17 protein-coding genes are annotated in these 18,883 nt (G+C 63.8%); 10 read left to right on the top strand and 7 right to left on the bottom strand.

The window, feature by feature from the left end:
• Nucleotides 1–82: 82 nt before the first annotated feature.
• Together B0W88_RS33455 and B0W88_RS04210 are read left to right on the top strand one after the other, a co-directional pair.
• The gene (locus B0W88_RS33455; protein WP_158080792.1) at nt 83–2,029 is read left to right on the top strand and encodes a hypothetical protein; all 1,947 of its coding nucleotides are present in this window, start codon (nt 83–85) and stop codon (nt 2,027–2,029) included.
• 272 nt (nt 2,030–2,301) lie between these two features.
• Nucleotides 2,302–3,069, top strand: coding sequence for a hypothetical protein (locus B0W88_RS04210; RefSeq protein WP_077033406.1), 768 nt, complete (start codon nt 2,302–2,304; stop codon nt 3,067–3,069).
• A gap of 33 nt (nt 3,070–3,102) precedes the next feature.
• Here B0W88_RS04210 and B0W88_RS04205 read toward each other — a convergent pair whose 3' ends face one another.
• Nucleotides 3,103–4,218, bottom strand: coding sequence for a tyrosine-type recombinase/integrase (locus tag B0W88_RS04205; RefSeq protein ID WP_077033405.1), 1,116 nt, complete (start codon nt 4,216–4,218; stop codon nt 3,103–3,105).
• A gap of 120 nt (nt 4,219–4,338) precedes the next feature.
• Here B0W88_RS04205 and B0W88_RS04200 point away from each other — a divergent pair, with 120 nt between their 5' ends.
• The 8 genes from B0W88_RS04200 to B0W88_RS04165 all read left to right on the top strand — a co-directional run bounded on the left by B0W88_RS04200 (nt 4,339) and on the right by B0W88_RS04165 (nt 11,108).
• On the top strand, nt 4,339–5,328 hold the full coding sequence (locus tag B0W88_RS04200; RefSeq protein WP_077033404.1) for a DNA-binding protein: 990 nt from the start codon (nt 4,339–4,341) through the stop codon (nt 5,326–5,328).
• Complete coding sequence (locus B0W88_RS04195) at nt 5,325–5,750, top strand: hypothetical protein (protein ID WP_144006600.1); 426 nt, start codon at nt 5,325–5,327, stop codon at nt 5,748–5,750. Before B0W88_RS04200 ends, B0W88_RS04195 begins: the two co-directional genes overlap by 4 nt.
• A gap of 49 nt (nt 5,751–5,799) precedes the next feature.
• Nucleotides 5,800–6,930, top strand: coding sequence for a DUF3800 domain-containing protein (locus B0W88_RS04190; RefSeq protein ID WP_144006599.1), 1,131 nt, complete (start codon nt 5,800–5,802; stop codon nt 6,928–6,930).
• A gap of 31 nt (nt 6,931–6,961) precedes the next feature.
• Complete coding sequence (locus B0W88_RS04185) at nt 6,962–7,765, top strand: hypothetical protein (protein ID WP_077033401.1); 804 nt, start codon at nt 6,962–6,964, stop codon at nt 7,763–7,765.
• A gap of 5 nt (nt 7,766–7,770) precedes the next feature.
• Nucleotides 7,771–8,472 (top strand): hypothetical protein, encoded by a 702-nt coding sequence (locus tag B0W88_RS04180; RefSeq protein ID WP_158080791.1) that lies wholly within the window; start codon nt 7,771–7,773, stop codon nt 8,470–8,472.
• A gap of 134 nt (nt 8,473–8,606) precedes the next feature.
• Nucleotides 8,607–9,683 carry a hypothetical protein gene (locus B0W88_RS04175; RefSeq protein WP_077033399.1) on the top strand — a complete coding sequence of 359 codons (1,077 nt, stop codon included), beginning with the start codon at nt 8,607–8,609 and terminating at the stop codon, nt 9,681–9,683.
• 59 nt (nt 9,684–9,742) lie between these two features.
• Entirely contained in the window at nt 9,743–10,777 is a 1,035-nt protein-coding gene (locus B0W88_RS04170; RefSeq protein ID WP_198937766.1) for a P-loop NTPase fold protein, read from the top strand.
• Nucleotides 10,722–11,108, top strand: a complete 387-nt coding sequence (locus B0W88_RS04165) for a hypothetical protein (protein ID WP_158080790.1) — start codon at nt 10,722–10,724, stop codon at nt 11,106–11,108. Before B0W88_RS04170 ends, B0W88_RS04165 begins: the two co-directional genes overlap by 56 nt.
• Before the next feature lie 6 nt (nt 11,109–11,114).
• Here the strand turns inward: B0W88_RS04165 and B0W88_RS04160 are convergent, their stop codons facing one another.
• From B0W88_RS04160 to B0W88_RS04135, 6 genes are all read right to left on the bottom strand, one after another.
• Complete coding sequence (locus B0W88_RS04160; RefSeq protein ID WP_077033396.1) at nt 11,115–11,831, bottom strand: hypothetical protein; 717 nt, start codon at nt 11,829–11,831, stop codon at nt 11,115–11,117.
• A 17-nt stretch (nt 11,832–11,848) separates the two neighbouring features.
• Entirely contained in the window at nt 11,849–12,700 is an 852-nt protein-coding gene (locus B0W88_RS04155; protein WP_077033395.1) for a hypothetical protein, read from the bottom strand.
• Nucleotides 12,701–13,235: 535 nt separating this feature from the next.
• A complete protein-coding gene (locus tag B0W88_RS04150) occupies nt 13,236–16,577 on the bottom strand; it encodes an FG-GAP-like repeat-containing protein (RefSeq protein WP_083748570.1) in 3,342 nt (1,113 codons plus the stop codon).
• A 317-nt stretch (nt 16,578–16,894) separates the two neighbouring features.
• The gene (locus tag B0W88_RS04145) at nt 16,895–17,329 is read right to left on the bottom strand and encodes a phasin family protein (protein WP_077033393.1); all 435 of its coding nucleotides are present in this window, start codon (nt 17,327–17,329) and stop codon (nt 16,895–16,897) included.
• A gap of 55 nt (nt 17,330–17,384) precedes the next feature.
• The gene (locus B0W88_RS04140; protein WP_077033392.1) at nt 17,385–18,431 is read right to left on the bottom strand and encodes a Gfo/Idh/MocA family protein; all 1,047 of its coding nucleotides are present in this window, start codon (nt 18,429–18,431) and stop codon (nt 17,385–17,387) included.
• Nucleotides 18,432–18,444: 13 nt separating this feature from the next.
• The coding region (locus B0W88_RS04135) for an energy transducer TonB (protein ID WP_144006595.1) at nt 18,445–18,883 on the bottom strand (439 nt) is incomplete at its 5' end.

Raw genomic sequence — 18,883 nt, 5'->3', positions numbered from 1 at the left:
ACCGCGGTCCCCGCAGGACGCGCAGGAACTGCTTGACAGTCTGGTTATGACGTGGGCTCACGACGTGGGGACAGGTCAGCCCGTGTACATCATGGAGCTGGGCCCTGAGCGAAATGGCAGCAAGTGCGGATGTGAGTGCCGAAGCTGCGGCCATCCTTTGAAGGCGGCAAACGCCGGCAAAGCTGCCGGCACCTACATTCAGAAGCCGCACTTCAAGCATCGCACCGGGGTCGTCAAAGATGCCTGCTTGGTCCTGGTCGCCAGAGCCGCAGCACTGCGCCTGTTGGTGGAGGAGGGCATGATCGATCTACCTTCACGGACCCGAACAATGTCCTGGAAAGGGCTGAGCGGTGCTGAATACCAGGGAACTGCTGAGATCCAAGCGCAGCGTCGCAGGGTTGCCAACTTTCAGTTCCAAGATCGCACCAACGCTGTCGTGACTTTGGATGACGGCAAGCAGGTGGTCGTCCAGCTGACCGGAACAAACATTCGACCGCAGCCGTTCTCGGGGGAGGTAGCCGACGGGCGTGCGACGATCTTTATCGACATCGACGACCCACGCTTGGCTGGACTTTCGCCGGATGAACTTCGCTCTCGCCTGAAGCTCTTGCCGGAGCTACTGTGCTGGCATGGTCACTGGGATGATCTGGCGTTGCAGCGTGAGGCGGCATCCGTTGCAATGGCGCAAGCGCAAGAGATGCTCGACTGGCCAGATGGGATCAATGAACAAGACCTGGAGGCCGTGCCCGCGGAGCTTCGCAGAGAGACGCTGCTTCACCTGACCGTGAAGCAGATCCTGGCAGCCTCGGGGCATCTGCGGGTACCTGCCATGGAGATCCACGAGGTCGCGGGAAGCGGCGGCAGCCGTGCTACGGCCAGCTCCATCCTGGTGAAGGAGCAGTCACTGGAGCTCAGCGCCACCCGTCTCGAACATCGTCTAGGGAAGGTGATCCCGGACGTTTGCGCGGACGCCGTAGACGCGGATGGCCACAGCCTCGGCCTTCTGTGCATCGAGGCTACGGTTACCAACGGCTTTGATCGCGAGCGTCTGGAGCGGGTGAGACGCGCCAATCTGCTGACGCTAGAAGTCGATCTGAGCGATGCGTTTGGTCGCATCAGCCGCTCAGAGCTGGCCAAGCTTGTCATCGATGGCCTCCCAGGGAAGCGCTGGATCCATCATCCTGAGTTCTTTCCACGCCAAGAGGACCTTCGTGTGGCCGCTGCTGCTGCGTCGGGAGCGAAGGCCAAAGAGCTGGATGACGCCCTCCGGGCTGAGTGGGAGGCATCGGCCAGTCGGGCTTTCAGCGCACCCGCTCTCAGCCCCTCGGATGCACTCGTACCCACGATCGATCTCCCTTCACCCGAAGAAGATCGGGTGCGATGCCGACTGAAGCTGAAGTCCTATCGGTCAGGATGGACTCCAAGCGAAGACCTACTTGACGGCCTGCTTTCCCTCCGACATGGCGTCGGCATTGGGCATCACAGTGGCCTCAGCCTCGGCCAGGTTGCCCACAAACTGAGATGCACGATCGACACTCGCCTACACTGCCTCATCTTGATTGCACTCCATGAATTTGGAGCAGGCGCAAGCGACGCGGACCGTACCGTCCTTGACGAGTGGGCAGCGAGTACTCGCGAGAAGCTCAGAGCGAAGGACCCGATGCGGACTCCCCCGCCTGGAGCCTTACTTCTTCTCAAAGAATTGCTTCCAGAACTGTCGGCCGCTGTCGACAAGTTGATCGAGTTCATCCGCAGGCCGCAGTTGCCTGTGAGGTGGACCTCCGGTGAGCCATCGGCAAGTCGGCTGCAAAAGGCGAGGGCGATGCGGCGCGAGCTCTACCATGACGGCGCCTACAGGCTCTACGGGCCTCGAATTGACTACGACCATGTGATGGAAGAGGCCCGCATTGCACGCGCCCGGCAGGGAGACCTTGCCTCCTTGTTGTCGAAGTGGGCCAAGGAATATGCACTTGGCGAGGACCTCAGGCCGATCATCAACATCCTGCGGGAGGCAGGACTCGTCGCATAAGATGGCCCTGTCAAAGACATGCAGCGGATCCTTCTTGCCCGTGCCGAAATTCCTGAGCAAGAACTGCGGAACGTAGTGCTGAACCTTGGCGATGCCGTTGTCAGCCATGGCGGAAACCTCGCAAGGAAAGGGCGCCTCGCGTCGGAAGGGTGGTCAAGATGGTGCTGGGCACGATATGGGCCGTCGCAGTAACGCGAGCTGGATCTAATGCCCGTCTGGTGCTCACCTTTCACGACGCCACGGATTTGGCCTGCTTCGCATAGCATCACCCCGTGGAACTCGACTCGATCATTGCATTCATCACCAAGGTCGTCGCCTCCCTCGGCGTCGTGGGGGTGGTCTCGTATCAGCTCTTCAAGCACCTGGGCGCGAAATGGCTCGATGAGCGCTTCGCGCAGAAGGCTGCAGCGCTCAAGGCGGCGCAGGAACGGAGCTTGGCGGAATTGAAGGCGGAACATGACCGCTCGCTTCGAATGGTCCAGTCATATATCGACCGCGAGATCCACCGAGCTCGCAAACTCTACGACCGCGAGTTCGACGTCTTGTCCGAGGCGTGGCGGCTGCTTGTGCGCAGCTTCAACTCAGGTGTCGGCACTGCCGCCGAGATGTATCCCGACCTGGCCCGCTACACAGAAGCGGAGTTAATGCGGCTCGTCGAAGAAGTCCAGATGAAGCACTGGGAAATCGATGAACTTCGCGCACTCGAAGGTACGGAACGCACGGCGTACTATCGGCGCTGGACTGGCTTCAAGCGATGGTCCACGTACATGAAGGAACAACAGGAATTTCAGGAATTCCTGTTGTCCAGCGGAATCTTCATGCCAGAGGGATTGAAGGCGCGGTTCACTGCCCTTCAGGACATGATCGGGAACTGCTTCGCCGAATTCCGAGCGCGCCTGGAAGACGGCACGTTCCGTGAATTCGGCGGGGTCACGAAGCTGACGCTTGAGGGTAGGGTGCTCCTGAGCGAGCTTGAGCAGTTGCTGCATGTGCGCCTGTGGTCGGCATCGGAGGTCGGCGAACCTGCACCTGCAGCGTGACACAGGAGCTGATCGGGTCACAACGTTTCAGGACTACTTGCCGTCGGGCTCGCCAGGCTTCGTTGCGCCTGAGAATAGCCTCGCTGCGGCACTGCGCTGCGACTCGGCCGCCCTGAAGTAGCCCACCAGCGTCGCCGGCGAGGTGTGTCCGGTCATGGACATGGTCTCGCCGAGCGAGATGTTCTGCCGCGCCGCCTCGGTCACGAAACCAGAACGAAGTGAGTGTGCGGCGAAGTCATCGGGCAGACCGGCCAGGGCAGCACGCTCGCGCACGATGTCGCGCACTGCGGCCGCCGCCAACGGCTCGCCGACCTTCTCTCCGCGGCGGATGCGCCGGAAGATCGGCCCGGTGACGATGCCCGAGCGCCGCAACCAAGCGGAGAGGGCGTCTGCGGCTTCATTCAGTACGGGCTTCTCGCTGTCTGACCTTGCCACGCCCGTCTGATTCGTCTTGGAGTGCAGCAGCGTGAAGCTGTAGGCCCGCGGGCCTACCTTGCGCGTGTTCTCAATCGTAGCGGCCGTGACCTCGGACCGTCGCCGGCCACCGCTCGCCCAGCCGAAGAGGAGGAGGGCGCGATCACGGACCCCGCGCAGCGAGTCGTCGCACGTGGCCAGCATGGCCTGCAGGGGCTCCAGCGTTAGGGCCGCCTTCTTGTCCGGCTGGACCCCGCGCTTCGCGTAGGCCCGGCGGCTCTTTGTCAGCAGTTCACGCACCTTGGGGTCGTGGACCGGGCTGTCCAGGTTCTTGAGCTGGTGGGCCTTGGACAGGACGCTCAGGCGATGCCGAACCGTCGTCAGGGCCAGCGGGCCGAGCTTGGACTTGACGCCGTTCTGGACCAGTACCTGGTCAACGGTCACTGGCAAAGACGACTCAAGCCCGCTGGCCGTGCGACGCTCCAGGTGGTCGACGATGAACTGCAGGATGACCGCGGTCGGCACTGGCAGCTCGATCGCCTGGCCGTAGCGCAGCCAGAACCACGCTGCCCAGTAGCGCAGCGCGGTTCGGTAACTGCGCACTGTGTTTTCGGATTCGCCCTCGGCGAGCAGCGCATTCACCGCGTCCGCCGTCATCGGCGCGATCGCGTCCGGGTCCAGCGCCGGCACAAGGTGCGCGTCGGCTATCACGAGTTTGATGGCACGCTTGGTCATGGTATGTTTATAATGCGATATGTATGATATCTAACACAATTGCATATTAGGTCACGGTAATCTCTAATTATCGTGACTAATGTAGACACAGGGCAGGGCGCAAATCAAGGAGAACGAACCATGGCACGCGGAATCACTGAAGACGAGGTCTGGAAAGCCTGCGACGCGCTGCTCCTGGAGGGCGCTCGGCCCACGATCGAGCGCGTTCGCCAGAAGCTCGGCCGCGGCTCGCCGAACACGGTCAGCCCGATGCTGGAGACCTGGTTCAAGCACTTGGGGGCTCGAATCAAGGACCCCGGTGCCTTCTCCGCGCCACCGTCGATGCCCGACCCGGTTCATCAGGCCGCGCAGCACCTGTGGGAGACCGCCCAGGCCGAGGCCAGGCGTGATCTGGATCAGCGGCTCAAGGACGGTCTGGCCATGGCGGCCGCCAACGTGGAAGCGGAGAAGGAGAGGGCAACGATCGCCGATGCGGCTGCGTTCGCAGCGTCATCGAAGGCGGCTCACCTTCAGGCCGAGCTGGACCAGTTGCGCCAGGCCCTGGATGGCGAGCGATCGGCCCGCGTGGCCGCGGCCGCCCGGCTGGAAGAAGCCCATCAGCGCCAGGCCGACCTGCAGGCCGATCTGGCGGCCGCCCGCGAAACCCTGGAACAGGAACGCGCTCGCGCCGTGCGATCAATCTCGGCAGCGGAAGAGCGCTCCGCCGGTGCCGAGCGCCGCGCCGCCATGGAAATCGAGCACGAGCGCATGCTGCGCGCCAAGATGGACAAGTCGATCGAGTCCATCGCCAAGCGCCTCGAAGACGCAGTCAAGACACAGGCCAGTACCGACGAGCAGCTGGGCGCCGCCCAGCTGCGTCTGGCTCAGCTTCGCACCCAATCGGAAAAGCGCGAGCGGGAGCTGCAGGCCGGTGCGCAGCGGGCCGACGCCCGAATCCAGGAGCTCGAGGCTGCGTTGTCGACGGCCAATCTGGCGCTATCCCGTTCGAGCGCGCAGGATGCCTTGGTCCAGCAACTCGTGGCTGAGCTGGGCGCGGCCGGGAAGACGCCAGCCCGACGCGGCGCTGCAGCCAAGACGCAAGCCGGGAAGAGGGGGAAGATCACGGCATGAACTCGCCCACCGTACAAGAAGTGGATCAGGTAGATCAGGCGCACGAAGGCCCTGCGGCCGTGTCCGATGCGGCGCCGGCGGCGATCACGGCCACCGCCAAGGCCATCGGCGATCTGGATTTGCTGGTGCGCGCATTGCGTCGCGGCCTGTCGTTGGCCAAGACCTGGCAGCGCACTTTGTCCGAGCAATTGAGCCAGGTCGACCTGCACATCGAGCTGCTGCGCATGACCATCGCCATGGAACGCAGCGATGTCGAAGTGCGCGATGCCGCGGCTCGCCTGCACGAGACGCTGATCAGGACCGAACTGCACACCGCCAAGGCCCGTTGCGACCTGGCTACGAAGACGGCCGTCCGCCTGGCACTCAGCTTGAGTCGGCAAATCAGGGACGTATGCTCCACGCCCTTGAATTTGCCCGGCTAGGCAATGCCCTGACCGGGTATCCGTTCGCCGCAACCGATTTCCCGGAGTCATGCAAAAACGCATCTTGCAGGCCAGCAGCTACCGTCATCCATTCATGCCGCCGGGCACCGATCGCCGGCTGCAGCTGTACTACGACGAAAGCAACAACATCCGCCGGCTGACGCTCACCGAGCGCGGCCTGAATGCGCCTGCCGATGGCATCTTCACCTTGGCCGGTGTGGGCTTGAAGCCGGGCCAGGTCTTGCAGGGCTGGGAGGAACTGCGCAAGACCATGGGCATCCAGGCCAATGCCACTGAGGTCAAGTTCAAGCACGTCGGGCACCCGGACTACCTGGAGACGCTGGGCTCGAAGAAGCTCACCGCCTTCCTGGACTGGTTGCTGGAGACCGGCGTGCCGATCCACTACTCGGTCCTCGACGTCCTCTATTGGTCGGTGATCGACATCGTCGATTCGCTGCCGGGCGGCGAATCGCTGCAACGGATGATGATGGCCGACGATCTGAAGAACGAGCTGTACTTCGCGGCGCGGCAAGACCAGGAGGGCTTCTTGGCGCTTCTTCAGGGCTTCGACTATCCCGACGTCCAGGTCGAGCAAGCCAGGGCCCTCGTCATCGCTGTTCACCGCTTCTTGGCCCAGAAAGTGCTGACGGACCGCAACCGGGCCATGACGCAACTGCGCGGCCTGCTGTGTTCGGCAGCGGCCGAGCCGGAACTGGAACTGCCCTTCCTGCACAGCAACAACAAGGGCGAACTGATCGATGGCTTCAGCAAGTTCTTCATCCACCAGCTCTGCGTCTTCGCGAACGCCACGCACATCTTCGATCGGGAGACCGTGGTCGAGAAGGTGCTGGAGGGCTACGAGCTGCGCGACGGCAACCGGCTGCTCGACTACCGATTCGCGGACTCCAAGGACGAGATCGCCATCCAGGTCAGCGACGTGCTGGCCGGCCTGCTAGGCCGCCACTTCTCGTTCCTGACCAAGCACTCGGTCGCCGAGATCCGCGAGGTCATGAGCCGCTGCTCGACGCATCAGCTAGGCAACCTTTTCTCGCTGAGTGAGCTCATCGACCAAGCGAACGACTTCAGCCCGGCCATGCTGCATGCGATCCTGCCGAAGGACACCCTGCTCAAGAATGCGGCGCTGATGGACGACCATCCGCTGCCGGACTACTTGACCTGACCATCCAGGCGAGCGAGGCGATGGAGAGATCATGCCGCTGATCGCATACCGAGCCGACACCGACGAGGAGGTTGAATCATTCACTGCACCAGCCGAGACCTGGGCGGCCTGGCGTGAGCTGGGGGCGGGGCGCTTCCTCATTGGCCGGGACCGGGTGCCCGCGATGCTGAAGCGCAGCAGCCTCGGTCTGCAGTTCTTTGCCGCCATGCCCGGCTATGGCGGTACCACCGCGCCGGAGTCGATCGAGCACCAGCACGCCAAGGTTGCGTTGGTGCAAGGCCTGCGGGCAGCGGGCTTCAAGGCCCATGTCGAGCGACCTGGTAGCACGCCAAGCGGTGAAGAATGGGTGGCCGATGTACTGGCGGAGGCCGGCGGCCGCACCATCGCGTTCGAAGTGCAGATGTCGAGACAGACATGGGACGACTATCGCGCGCGAACGAGGCGCTATGCGGCCTCTGGCGTGAAGTGCGTGTGGCTCGTCAGGTCCACCCACTATTGCGCGTTCGCCAAGGCCAAGCATCGCCACCACATGCGTAACGGCATGAGCTACCACCAGGCTTTGAACGAGGCACTTCCGGATATGCCGGTGTTCCCGCTCGTGATCGAAAATGCTGGCCACGACCGCACTTTCGACTTCAAGGTTGTTGTCTGGACAAGACGGGAAGGCGATCCGAGCATGCGGCTGGAACCCGGTTCCTTTGCGTCGGGGACCGCGGCAGGACACCTGCACCTCCGCCGACGAGGCTTGGAGGGCATGGCATGGGAGTGGTCCCCGGCTGCACCCGATGACCCCTATGAAATTCCAGACTCCACTGCTTGCTTTCAACCGAGGTGACCACGATGAAGTGCTGGATTTGCGGTGAAGAAGACGCGGCCACACGGGAGCATCTCGCCAAAGCCTCCGACCTGAAGGCGCTGTTCGGCAAGCCCACGCAACGCCACCCGCTGTACTTCCATGCCGCAGATCGTCCAGGCATGCCCAGGCGACGCAATATCCGCGTCGGCAGTCTCAAGTCGGATACGCTGAAATTTGCCCATCGCATATGCCTCACCTGCAACAGCTCGCGCACCCAGCCCTATGACTACGCCTGGGAGCTGTGTTCTGGAGAACTGCGTGCCGCCGTGCCCAGGCTACTGACCCGAGGGACGTTCCGTGCCAACTGGCTGTTCCCCTACAGCTCGCGGCGTGCAATGCGCTACGTGCATCTGTACTTCACCAAGCTGTTCGGCTGCATGGTGGTCGAGGGGAATGTGCCAATCGATACGGGGCCGTTCAGCGAGGCCGTCATGAGCCGGCGCCCACATCCACACCTCTACCTCGCTTTCGGGCACCTTCCGCTGAACGGTGTCATCGCCGGTGGCTCCGACATTCATACCGCTAAGGTTGAGGGCAAGATCGTCGCGGCCAGCTGGCTCTACACCGTGGGTGATCTGACGGTCAACGTGATGTACGCGCTGCCGGGCGAGCATCCTCATGGCCTTGATGTCGCGTGGCATCCTCACAATGGCTCCCAACGCCTCCACTTCACACGCTTCGGCTAAACAGGCGTCCCCAGCGCTCCAAGATCAAGTCTTTCTGACTGAGGACCGGTAGTTTCACCGCCACCTCGGCGTTCGTCTGGGTTCTATGCTCCTGCAGACAACGAATGGCGCTTTGAGCGTACGAGGGAGGTCAGATGGGAGCGCGGTACATCCTTGAGCAACGGATCCTGAATCCGCGAGTCCAGCTCAACAAAGACGAACAGCGTTTCAACGCGCTGGCAAACGCGAGGTCCGTGCTGATCGATGCAGGCTCCTTCGAGCAGGGCTACGAGCTGATGCTAGGCAACTTCATCGCCATGGAGTTGGCCTTCTCCGAAATCGGCCTGCGTTCTGTGCTGGAACTGGACCAAAAGTACGCCACTGCCGCAGAGACCCTGCGCGAGGCGAACCGTAATGTGGTGAACGTGCTGACAGCGATGAAGGGCTACGTGGACCAGGTCCCGCAGCTCTTCAAGATGTTGCCCCTGACGCCTGCATTCGACGCGGTCGTGAAGTCTGCGCTCAACATCATGCATGCGGGCAGCTCAGACTACCGGTTCGTCTACGAGTTGCGCAATCACGCCCAGCACCAGGGCACGGCGATTCAGGGCTTCGAAGGCAACATCAGCCTCACCAACGATTCCAACGGCTGGGCCGAGGCCCTAACGCTGCAGGCATTCAAGTCTCAACTCGCAGCCAACGGGTTCAAGGCCTCGGCCCTGGCCGACCAGCCGGAGCGGATCGACATTCGTCAGCGCGTGCGCAAGAGCATGCTCGCTCTGGGGCAAGTTCACTTGGCCTTGCGCGCCCAGGTCGCGAAGGACGTCGATGCCGCCCGTACCGCCTTCGACGCAGCCATCGCCGACTATCGGGGCGCGGGCTGCAACAGCGTGATTGCATTGTGCGCACGGCGGGTAGGCGATCCCGAGGCGGATGTGGTGGTGATGGTTGACTGGGACGATGTTCGCATTGGCCTGGTCCACAAGAACGACCAGCCGCCCAACATCTGGCCGCGACGCTCGCGTGGCGAGCCCGACGTTGCCCAGATCGTCGCGCTTCGCACGGCGGCAAAACAGACGGTTGCCGAGGCCGCAGCACTCGTGTGCGTCGCCGAGGCGCGCTGGGAGGACTGGGAAGCGGGCCTGCCAATGCCGGAGGGCTTGTTCCATTTCTACCGGCTCCAGTCCGGGCAACACCCGACCCACGAGCTGGCACTGGCGGCCAAACCTTAATGAGAAGCGGTGCCACGGCTCATTGCGCTGCGGGTTCCGACGAGACAGGAGAGCGAGCAATGTTCGGTTGGTTCAAACGAAAAGAGGCAGTACAGCCCGAAACACCCGACGCAGCGGCAGAGCCGGCGCAGAAGACGGTCGCTGCTGGCAGCGCGGACAAGACGACCACAGCGACTGCCGCAGGCCCCGCAATGGTCGACAGCAAGGAGTTCGTGTCGGACGAGCCCATCGGCGGCGTTGCGCAGGACCGTTTCAACCGAGCGCCGTTCGCCGCACGCATCGCCGACACGATCGCCCGGCGGCCCGACAGTTCCAGCTTGGTGGTCGGACTGTTCGGCCCCTGGGGCGATGGCAAGACATCGGTGCTCAAGATGATGGAGGAGGAGCTGGGCCTCCACCAGAACGTCGTCGTCGTGCACTTCAACCCCTGGCATTTCCAAAGCGAAGAGCAGTTGATCCGGGGCTTCTTCGCCACGCTCTCAGACGCGCTGGAGCGTAAGCTCAACAATGCCAAGGAGCGACTCGGCGGGGTGCTGAAGGAGTACGGATCGCTGCTGTCGCTCGGCTCGTTGACCGTGGGCGGCATCGTGCAGTTGCGGCCGGGCGACGCCGCCAAGGGACTGGGCGAGGCCATGTCCAACGTCTCGCTGAACGAGCTGCGCTCGCGCATTGAAAGCTTTCTAGAGGAGAGTGGGAAACGTGTGGTCGTGTTGGTAGACGACATCGACCGCCTGGATCGCACCGAGACCCACTCAATGTTCAAGCTGGTGAAGCTCTCTGCCAGTTTCAAGCACACCTCCTACGTGCTGGCCTTCGACGACGAGGTCGTATCGGCGGCGCTAGGCGAGCGCTACGGTGCCGGGGGACACCAGGCCGGCCGGGCTTTCCTCGAGAAAATCATCCAGGTTCCGCTGCACCTGCCGCCGATCGACGAGGTCAGCCTGCGCATGCTGGCTTTCGAGGGTGTGCAGGCGGCCCTGAACATTGCCGACATCGAGCTCAGTCAGGCCGATGTCGATGCCTTCTCGCGGCATTTCGTTGTGGGAACATGTCGATCCGGGCGCGCCGGGGCGGGCACTGCGCGACATCTTTGAAACACGCCCCGAAGAAGTAGAAATCTTCATCGCCAGCTACGTGCCGGAGAGCTGGGGAGTGGAGAGCGGCCTACCCGTGCCCGGCACCTTGATGCGTGAGAACTACGATGCCGTGACGCGCTTGGTTGACGGCGACTACCTGCTCGGGAAGTTGCTCCTGCGGTATGGGGACGAGCTAGGAGACCCGCTGGAATACCCGCCTGGCGACTGGGCACCGCCTCGCCGGTTTGCCCATCAGTTCGCGCGAATTCACGACCACGTGAAGAAGCAGGCCACCGCCGAGGGACCCGCTGCGACCACCGATCCAGACGCCCCCGCCACGGCCGAGTGACGCCGATCAGCCGGACTCTCGCTTGCGCGGGAAGAGAGACTGGCTGTACTGCCCCACTGGATCGTAGAAGTAGATCTCGCGGAAGCTGGACGGCGGAACCGCGATGCTGATGCGGCTCATCAAATCGCCCCATTCGTCGGGGAGATAGGGCATGTTGAGCGTGCACTGCACGATGAGAATGGTGTCCTCTGGGTAGACGATGGCTGCCTTGGCCTCGATGCGCTTTCGCAGGATCTCGGTGAACTTGTCGACGAACTCGCGGTTCATGTACGAAACCGGTACTGATTCGATCGTGCCGTCCTGAAGGCGCCGGATCCCTTCGAGGCCGAAGGTGCTGCCCTCGGTATCGAGCAGCTCGCGGCTCAGGTATTCGTTCGGGTGCATCGCGCAGGTCGCCTCGAGATGGGCCAGCGCCGGGTAGAAGCCGTGATCAACGTAGGCCCCACGCTGCTCGATCTGAGCGTCGAACGACTGGCTGCCGTCAACCCACCGCACTGTGATGTAGCGGCCCGGCCGATAGCTTGCCTGGACATACTTGGCGATCGGGAGGAGCTCTTCGAGCAGGCGCTTCTCCACCTTGCTCGGTCGCCGGCGCATGCGCGAGGGGCCGTCCACGCGACCGCGGATGGATTCGAAGAGCGCATACACGCGTGCGCAGAACACCAGTCCGTCGAAGGGCTGGCCGTCGAATTCGGTGAGCGGCGAGGGTACCGCGGCGCGCATACTAGCCATGTAGGGGCTCAGGAGTCCGGTGCGAGCTGAGCGCTCTGGCCGCTCTGGGCGCTTTGCGTGCGTTCGAGCCGCGCGGCCTCTTCGAGTGCTTCTCGCACGTGGGGGATGAGTTCGATGACGAAGCTCATGAAGGGGCAGAAGGCGATGGTCCGGGTTGATGCGTACCAGGCGCTTTGCACGCCGATGATCCCGTAGCGGGTCTGACCATCGACCTCTCCGACGGCGAACACGGGGCCACCGCTCATGCCGTCGACGTCGCGCACCACCTGCTCGGAGCCGTCGGCCAGTCGGGCGTAGTGGACGTTCTCTGCCTTGGCGCCGGCCCCCTCCGGAGCCTCTGCGGGTTCGAGTGCGACCATCACCAGGCGTGCGCCGATCAGCGTCTCCCCGTCATAGTCGACGGACTCGCTCGGCACGCCCATAAGCCCCCACTGCTGATCCGGGTGCGGCACGTTCCAGCCCTTGCGCGCGAGCGACAGCACGCCACCGGCCTCCAACTGATCGCGATAGAACTGCCGCAGGTGCGTGATCGCGTAGTCCAGGCCACGGGCCTCGTCGTGGATCCAGTACCACTGCCGGATGTCGAGGTCGTACGGGACGCCCTTGTTCCCGAACTTCGGTTGCAGCAGATGCTCCGTCAAACGCCAATGGCTAAGGGAATTTCCTTTGGCCAGGGCCTGTTCGACAGCGTCCAGGATGTGGCCCGCGGTGACGTAGAACCATTCCCCCTCGATCTCGACCACGAAGCCAGAAAACACGAGCGCCGTGGTCTCCGGGGCGCCCGACGGCTGCTGCATACAGGAGAGGGTGACGAAATGGCGTCGCCAGCTGTCGATGAGGTTCTTCCTAATGTCGGCCATGTGCGCTTGCCGCGGATGGTGAAGAGAAGTCGGCAGATTCTGGGGCCAAGCCCGGGGGGTGACCAAGTTGCAAGCGCCGAGGGCGGGCGCGCGGCGTACGCCAAGGGGGCAGGACCTCCGGCCGCCGCGGTGATGCCAGAAGGCGTGCCGCGCGCTTGAATGTGCTGGCGAGCGGCAATTGGAAAGCCGGCAGGCTTTTTCCCCAGAGTCGCGATTCAGGTGCCGATGATTTAGGGTGTGCTGCTGCAGGTGACCAAGATCTAAGGCGTGCGGAACCGAGGCGTGGGCTGCCTTTTGAGTGGTCAGGGCCAGATTTCAGGTGCGTTAGATCACCAAACACCGCGCTGACCAGCTTGCATGGCGGCTCCGTGGATGTGATTTTACATAATACACATTGTCGATTGGCTCGATGGTTTGGGAGACGTTGCGCTATGAAAGCCCGTGGAGGTCAACCATGGACTTCAGGCACTTCACTCATTGCTTCATTCATGAACGCCACGAAGGCACCCGCATACGACGGGGGTTCCTCACTCGGTCATTGCTTCGCCTGGGGACTGCCTTCGAAGTCGAACATCTTGATGAAGCTCTCATTTCCCTGGCACTTGTAGGCGGACAGCGCTTGTGTGATCGACTTGCGGAGCGCCGCATCGAGCGCGGACTGACCGGTACTTTGAAGCACAAGGACCTCCGATTGGGCCACGCGCCCATCGGCCATCCTGGCGACAGCCACGAGGCGAGCGGTACCTGTCCAGGAGCCCAAGTCGGGGCGAACAGGTTCCGGCATGCTCGTGCAGTTTTCCGGCCCAAGCATCACGACGAACTCGGCGTAGGAGACCTCCTGGGTCTCTTCATTCCACATCGCCTGGACATCGGTCGAGTGGTCTCCGCCCTTGCCCCAACGTTTGCCGGTGCCTTCGGCATGACCGCCTCGGAAGTCGCCCTCATAGCCGCTGCCGTCAGCGGACGTGAACTTGCCATGGCCGGAAGCGACACCGCCTGAAAAGTGCCCTTCGTAGCGTCCCCCGTCTGGCTGAGTGAGAACACCTTCACCTTCGCGTTGTCCATTCCGGTAATCCCCTTCGTAGACAGCCCCACGGCTCGACCTCAAGATGGCGCGGCCCTGTCTGAGCCCCTTCGCCATAGCGCCTTCGTAGTGTGTGTTGAGCTTGCCATCCAGGAACCACTCAGCGATGCCGTCGCCGTCGGCGAGGCTGTCCTTGCAGCCGCCGGTCCATTGAACGGTCTCTCCAGGCAACGGGCTCGCGTTGAAGTGATCGCATCCGCTCTGGTCCTTGATCCAGCCCGACTTGACTTCCGCCGGGCGTGCGCTCGCTGGCTGCGCGGGCTGGGTATGCGACGTGCTGCTCGATGGGGAGACGATGTGCAGCCCTGGTTTCGCCTCGCTTCCGTAGTTGATCGACATCAACTGGTCGGGAGTGGCTTCGTCAACCCGCGTGTACAGCTGGTTGTTGACCGCGCCATCGGCCTTCGTCTCCATCCGCAGCAGCTCGACGCTGCCACGACCGGTGAAGTCGCCAGTGAGAACCACGATCGAATCGTCCGTGCTTTGCAAGGAGATGCTGTTCAGATTGAAAGACGTGGACTTCGTGAAGGTGCCGTCTCCATTGCCGAGCCACAGCGCATTGTTGGCCGGCATGGTCGATCGAACCAGGATGTCGTCCCGGTTGTCACCGTTCGCGTCGAAGGTGCTGATGGCGAGATTGGGCTTGCCCAGTCCATCGACGCCCACGAGGCCCACGCCGGAGAGATTGAAGTTGCCCGCGAAGGCCGTGCTGCCTCCGATGCTCAATGACGACGAGCTCGCTCTCGCAGAAAGGCAGTCAGTGCGGCCGTCACCGTTGAATTCAATCGGGTTTATGCAGCCGCCTGCCGGGCCGCCGGGAACGAGCGTGAAGTTCCCGTCGCCGCTGGAAATCCACAGCCCCGCACTGGAATAGATGTCGGCCAGCCCGTCGCCGTTCCAGTCGCCGGTATTGGCGTTCGGCGGTAGATAGGACAGACCGCCGATGGGTGGTGCATAGACGGAACGATGGGCCAGGTTTGTGCCGGTGGCTTCCCGAAAGGTGCCGCTGCCATCACTCTGTCCCATGTAGACATGGGTGCAGATCCTGGCGCTGCAGGGATCCTGCTGCGGTGTCGAGGAAGTATCGTTGACGGTCGCCGGCAGGATGGTCGTGACGAGGTCGAGAATGCCGTCGCCATTGATGTCGATGGCGTAGAAGTTCTCGCCTTCGGTGAAGTTCGCTTGGATCCCGGTCGGCTGGCCAGGCGCCGGAACGGACGTCACCTGTTGCAGGCGTAGGTTCGACGGCACCACGACGCGCTTGAACGAGCCGTCGCCCTTGCTCAGGTAGAGCAAGTTCGGCGCTTCGCCCGCGCATCGGTCGGAATGAGTGGCAACTCGAAGGATGTCTGCGAAACCATCCCCATTGAAGTCCGCAACCATCGATGCGAAGCACCCGTCGCTCTTCGACAGGTTGACATCGGTCAGGTTGAACGCATGGGCCTGGTCGTCCGTAGGCCACCGGACAAACGTATCGACGTCGTGCTCGTTGCGGCTCATCCAGAGCTGGTTCTCGGCCGGCGTGTCGGACCAGCGCAGGATGTCCATCCGACCATCGCCGTCGAAGTCGCCGATGAGTGCGCCGTAGCGACCGCTGCCCTGTCGGGTCATCTGCGTCGTGGCCAGGCCGCTGGCCGCGAAGCCGGTGTGGGCCGCGTAGTTGTCGTTGCCGCCATCTGCGTAGGCGAAGGTCGCGGCGGTCACGCATTTGCTGCCGTCGGAGTTGCCGGGGCAGTCCTGCAGGCTTGAAACCCGACTGCGACCCGACACCGGACCCACGGTGTAGCGGACGTTCAAGGTGCTGACAGGGGTCGCGCCTGCAAAGCTCGTGACGGACTGCAAGAGCAGCGTGCCGACGTTCTTGAACCCCTGTTGGTACGCCTCCACGCCGTCCGAGGGCGTGGTCCCCGCGGGGGCGCGAGGCCCATAGTTGAAGACGACCTTGTTCGGCCCGTAGTCGACCTCGGCCACGTTCCACTCATGGCCCACGGTCGAGACACCCGCACCCGGACCGGAGCCCCAGGCGACGTCCGACTGCAGGTACTTGTAGTCAATGGCGTCCCCCTTGACGTCGAGGATGCGAGCCACCGCCCAGACCATGCCCGGGGCGCCCGCAGTGCCTTGCGACGATTGCAGAACCAGTGCACTCGAAGCACTGTTGACATCGGGGTCGGCGCCGTACGAATAGATCTTGCCGGACTTGGTCCACACGCGGAAATACGCCGGGCCGCTGCTGGCGCTGCCGTTGGCGTAGCCGTAGGAACGGATCCGTATTGACGCGTCTCTCTCGGTGCGGAACTCGATGAAGCGGCCTTCGGCCTGCCCCATCGCGTCGCCCTTCTGAAAAGGGGTCGCAGAGCCCGCGGTGGGAAAACTCCCGTTGATCACGGCACCCGTCATCGGATTGACCTGAATCAGCCTCTGCTCGTCCAGGCACAGCTTGTCTTCAGGCCCGAATGTGATCGGTGTGACGATCTTGTCCGTCGCCAGACTGGCCTGGCAGCGCACGATCATGGAAATCCCCCGCAAACCCCAGCCGTATCCGATCGGTCCGTTGACCGTTCCAGCGGTATAGGCGAGTGCAAGCTTCGGGGACGCACCGGCGATCGGCGGAATGTTGATGGCTTTGGCGTAGGCGGGCAGGCCGCCCGGCAACTGCGCCTGCGCAGCCCCGCTCATCGCCAAGACGAACAACGGCAGGACACCCGACAGGCCGATCGCCCTGCGTTCGTTCAGCCATTTCGACATTCGAGCGGCGAGACAGAAGGAACGGTCATTCTCGGCATGGGGCATCTTCAGCGTCCTGGCATGGAGGCAACGCTGAAGCCGGCCGTGTGCATGTGCGAGACACGCCTCGTCGAAGGGAGGCGAATGGCACTCCCTCCATGAGCTGGTCTGAGAACTCCCTCGTTGCCTGTCTTTTGGTCGAGCGCCGCGCGATGCAACGCCCGCTTTGTGGGCCGCGGGATTCTATGGACGCGGGGCGCGCCGACCACCGAGGACTTTTACTGAGTCAGCGCCATCGTCGAGCGCTTGCGGGGCAAGGGCAATTGGTTCCGGCCGGCTCCGTGAGCAACCCAAACAGGCGCTTCCCAGCGCCCGCCACCCCCTCACTTCTTCGCCGTCATCATCTTCCTGATCTCCGCCACATGCTCATTCGCCCGGCTGCTGATGTGCGCCATCGCATCCGTCTGCGACTTGCGGGCCAGCTCGGCCAGTTCCTTCATGTCCAGCAGCGCCTTCTCGTAGGCCTTGCGGGCGAGTTCGGCGTGCTTGGTCGGGTCCGAACTGCTCAGCGCGGTCTTGCCGCTGTCCTGGATGCTCTGCATCGCGGCCTTGAACATCTCGGCCTGCTTGGCGCCGATGGCCTGCATCGATTCGTAGGCGGCCCGGTTGGCCTCGACCAGCGCTTCCATGTCCTTGCGCCGGGCCTCCATGACGGCGTCGATGTCGACGCCCGGGAGCTTGAAGCTCTCCATCATCTTGGCGATGTCGCCGAAGGGATTCGCGGGCGTGCTGTTGCTGGTGCTGCTGCTCTTGGCCATCGGGATGCCTCCTGAAGTGACGGACGCCCGATCCTCGGCGCACCGTCGCAGCCGGTCAAGTCGTGGCCGCGCGCACGTCCTCCGCCAGCCCGCTGCGCGAGCTGCGCGCGATCGCCTCCAGCGTCGCCGCGTTGTCCAGGCTGGCCTGGGCGGCGCGGTCGATTGCAGCCTGGTCGCCGGCGGCGATGACGGCGGCGAAGGCCTCGGCGGCGAAGCGGAAGCCGCTCCCGACGCCGCTTTCCACGGCCTCGAATGGAATCGCGTTGGAGATGCCGCGGCGCACGCGCAGCTCGCTCGGCAGGTAGCCCCAGCCGTCGCCAGCGGCCTGATCGCTGGTGTGGTTCAGGTACTCGGTCTCGAGGGTGCCGTCGGAGCCGATGATGACGGCGCGGCGGTGGTTGGCGGTGTTCATCGCGCAGCTGAACTGGGCGCGGCGGCCGTCGGCGAAGTACAGCGTGGCCGCAGTGGCGATGTCCACGCCGCTGGGATCCCAGTCGGCATCGGCACGCACCTTCACCGGCGCCGCGCCCATCACCAGCCGGATGATGCTCAGCGCATAGCAGCCGGCATCCAGCAGCGCCCCGCCTCCCAGCGCCGGATCGAAGCGGATGTTGCCCTGCGGGTTGGACAGCGCGAAGCCGAAGCTCGACTGCATGCTGCGCACCGAGCCGATCGCGCCTTCGCGCAGCAGCTCCAGCAGGGCGCCCGTCTGCGGCTGGAAGTAGTACGGGAAGGACTCCAGCAGCATCACGCCGTGCCGGCGGGCGGCATCGAACATCGCCCTCACCTCGTCCAGCCCCAGCGCCAGCGGCTTCTCGCACAGCACATGCTTGCCGGCCTCGGCCGCCTTGATCGCCCACTCGGCATGCAGGCTGTTGGGCAGCGGGATGTAGACGGCGTCGATACCGGCGTCCGCCAGCAAGGCCTCGTAGCTGGCGTGGCTGCGCGGGATGCCGAACTCGGCGGCGAACTCGGCGGCCTTGGTGGCGTCGCGGCTGGCCACGGCCTGCAATTGCACGGCGGGGCTTTCACGCACGTCGCGGGCGAACTGGCGGGCGATGCGGGCGCATCCGAGGATGCCGAAGCGCAGGGGTTGGGTCATGAGGGAGGAACTCCTAGAAGAGGCGGATTGCCATGTCGAAGCGCCAGGTGCGGCGGATCTCGATCACGTCGTATTCGACGGCCAGCGCCGGCTGGAACGCAGGATAGTGCTCCTGGCTGCGGATGACGCGGCGGATGGCTTCGTCGAGCTCCGGCGCCCCGCTGGAGCGGACGAAGGTGATCGATTCGATGGACCCGTCGTTGCGCACGGCCACCGTCACGATCGGGTCGTTGTGCGGCTGCTGCAGCGCCTGCCGGACCATCTCGAAGGTCGGGTTCAGCTCGATGCGGCGGGCCCAGGCTTCGGCATACAGCACCAGCTCGGCATTGGCATCGGTGCGGCCGAACAGGCGGGCCCGGCGCACGCTGCTGGTGCCGGCGGCGCGGCGGTCGGCCTCGGCGTCGAGCTGCTTGCCGACGATGGCGCGCAGCCGCGCGGCGCGGCGCTCCTCC

The sequence above is a fragment of the Pelomonas sp. KK5 genome (assembly GCF_001984095.1).
Taxonomy (GTDB): Bacteria; Pseudomonadota; Gammaproteobacteria; order Burkholderiales; family Burkholderiaceae_C; genus KK5.
Note: the sequence above shows the minus strand (reverse complement) of the source record. Positions and strands in the feature narration are given on the sequence as shown.

Coding starts and splice junctions, on each gene's coding strand:
- B0W88_RS04205 (WP_077033405.1), bottom strand. CDS start 4,218: ATGACCAAGCGTGCCATCAAACTCGTGATAGCCGACGCGCACCTTGTG.
- B0W88_RS04200 (WP_077033404.1), top strand. CDS start 4,339: ATGGCACGCGGAATCACTGAAGACGAGGTCTGGAAAGCCTGCGACGCG.
- B0W88_RS04195 (WP_144006600.1), top strand. CDS start 5,325: ATGAACTCGCCCACCGTACAAGAAGTGGATCAGGTAGATCAGGCGCAC.
- B0W88_RS04190 (WP_144006599.1), top strand. CDS start 5,800: ATGCAAAAACGCATCTTGCAGGCCAGCAGCTACCGTCATCCATTCATG.
- B0W88_RS04185 (WP_077033401.1), top strand. CDS start 6,962: ATGCCGCTGATCGCATACCGAGCCGACACCGACGAGGAGGTTGAATCA.
- B0W88_RS04180 (WP_158080791.1), top strand. CDS start 7,771: ATGAAGTGCTGGATTTGCGGTGAAGAAGACGCGGCCACACGGGAGCAT.
- B0W88_RS04175 (WP_077033399.1), top strand. CDS start 8,607: ATGGGAGCGCGGTACATCCTTGAGCAACGGATCCTGAATCCGCGAGTC.
- B0W88_RS04170 (WP_198937766.1), top strand. CDS start 9,743: ATGTTCGGTTGGTTCAAACGAAAAGAGGCAGTACAGCCCGAAACACCC.
- B0W88_RS04160 (WP_077033396.1), bottom strand. CDS start 11,831: ATGCGCGCCGCGGTACCCTCGCCGCTCACCGAATTCGACGGCCAGCCC.
- B0W88_RS04155 (WP_077033395.1), bottom strand. CDS start 12,700: ATGGCCGACATTAGGAAGAACCTCATCGACAGCTGGCGACGCCATTTC.
- B0W88_RS04150 (WP_083748570.1), bottom strand. CDS start 16,577: ATGCCCCATGCCGAGAATGACCGTTCCTTCTGTCTCGCCGCTCGAATG.
- B0W88_RS04145 (WP_077033393.1), bottom strand. CDS start 17,329: ATGGCCAAGAGCAGCAGCACCAGCAACAGCACGCCCGCGAATCCCTTC.
- B0W88_RS04140 (WP_077033392.1), bottom strand. CDS start 18,431: ATGACCCAACCCCTGCGCTTCGGCATCCTCGGATGCGCCCGCATCGCC.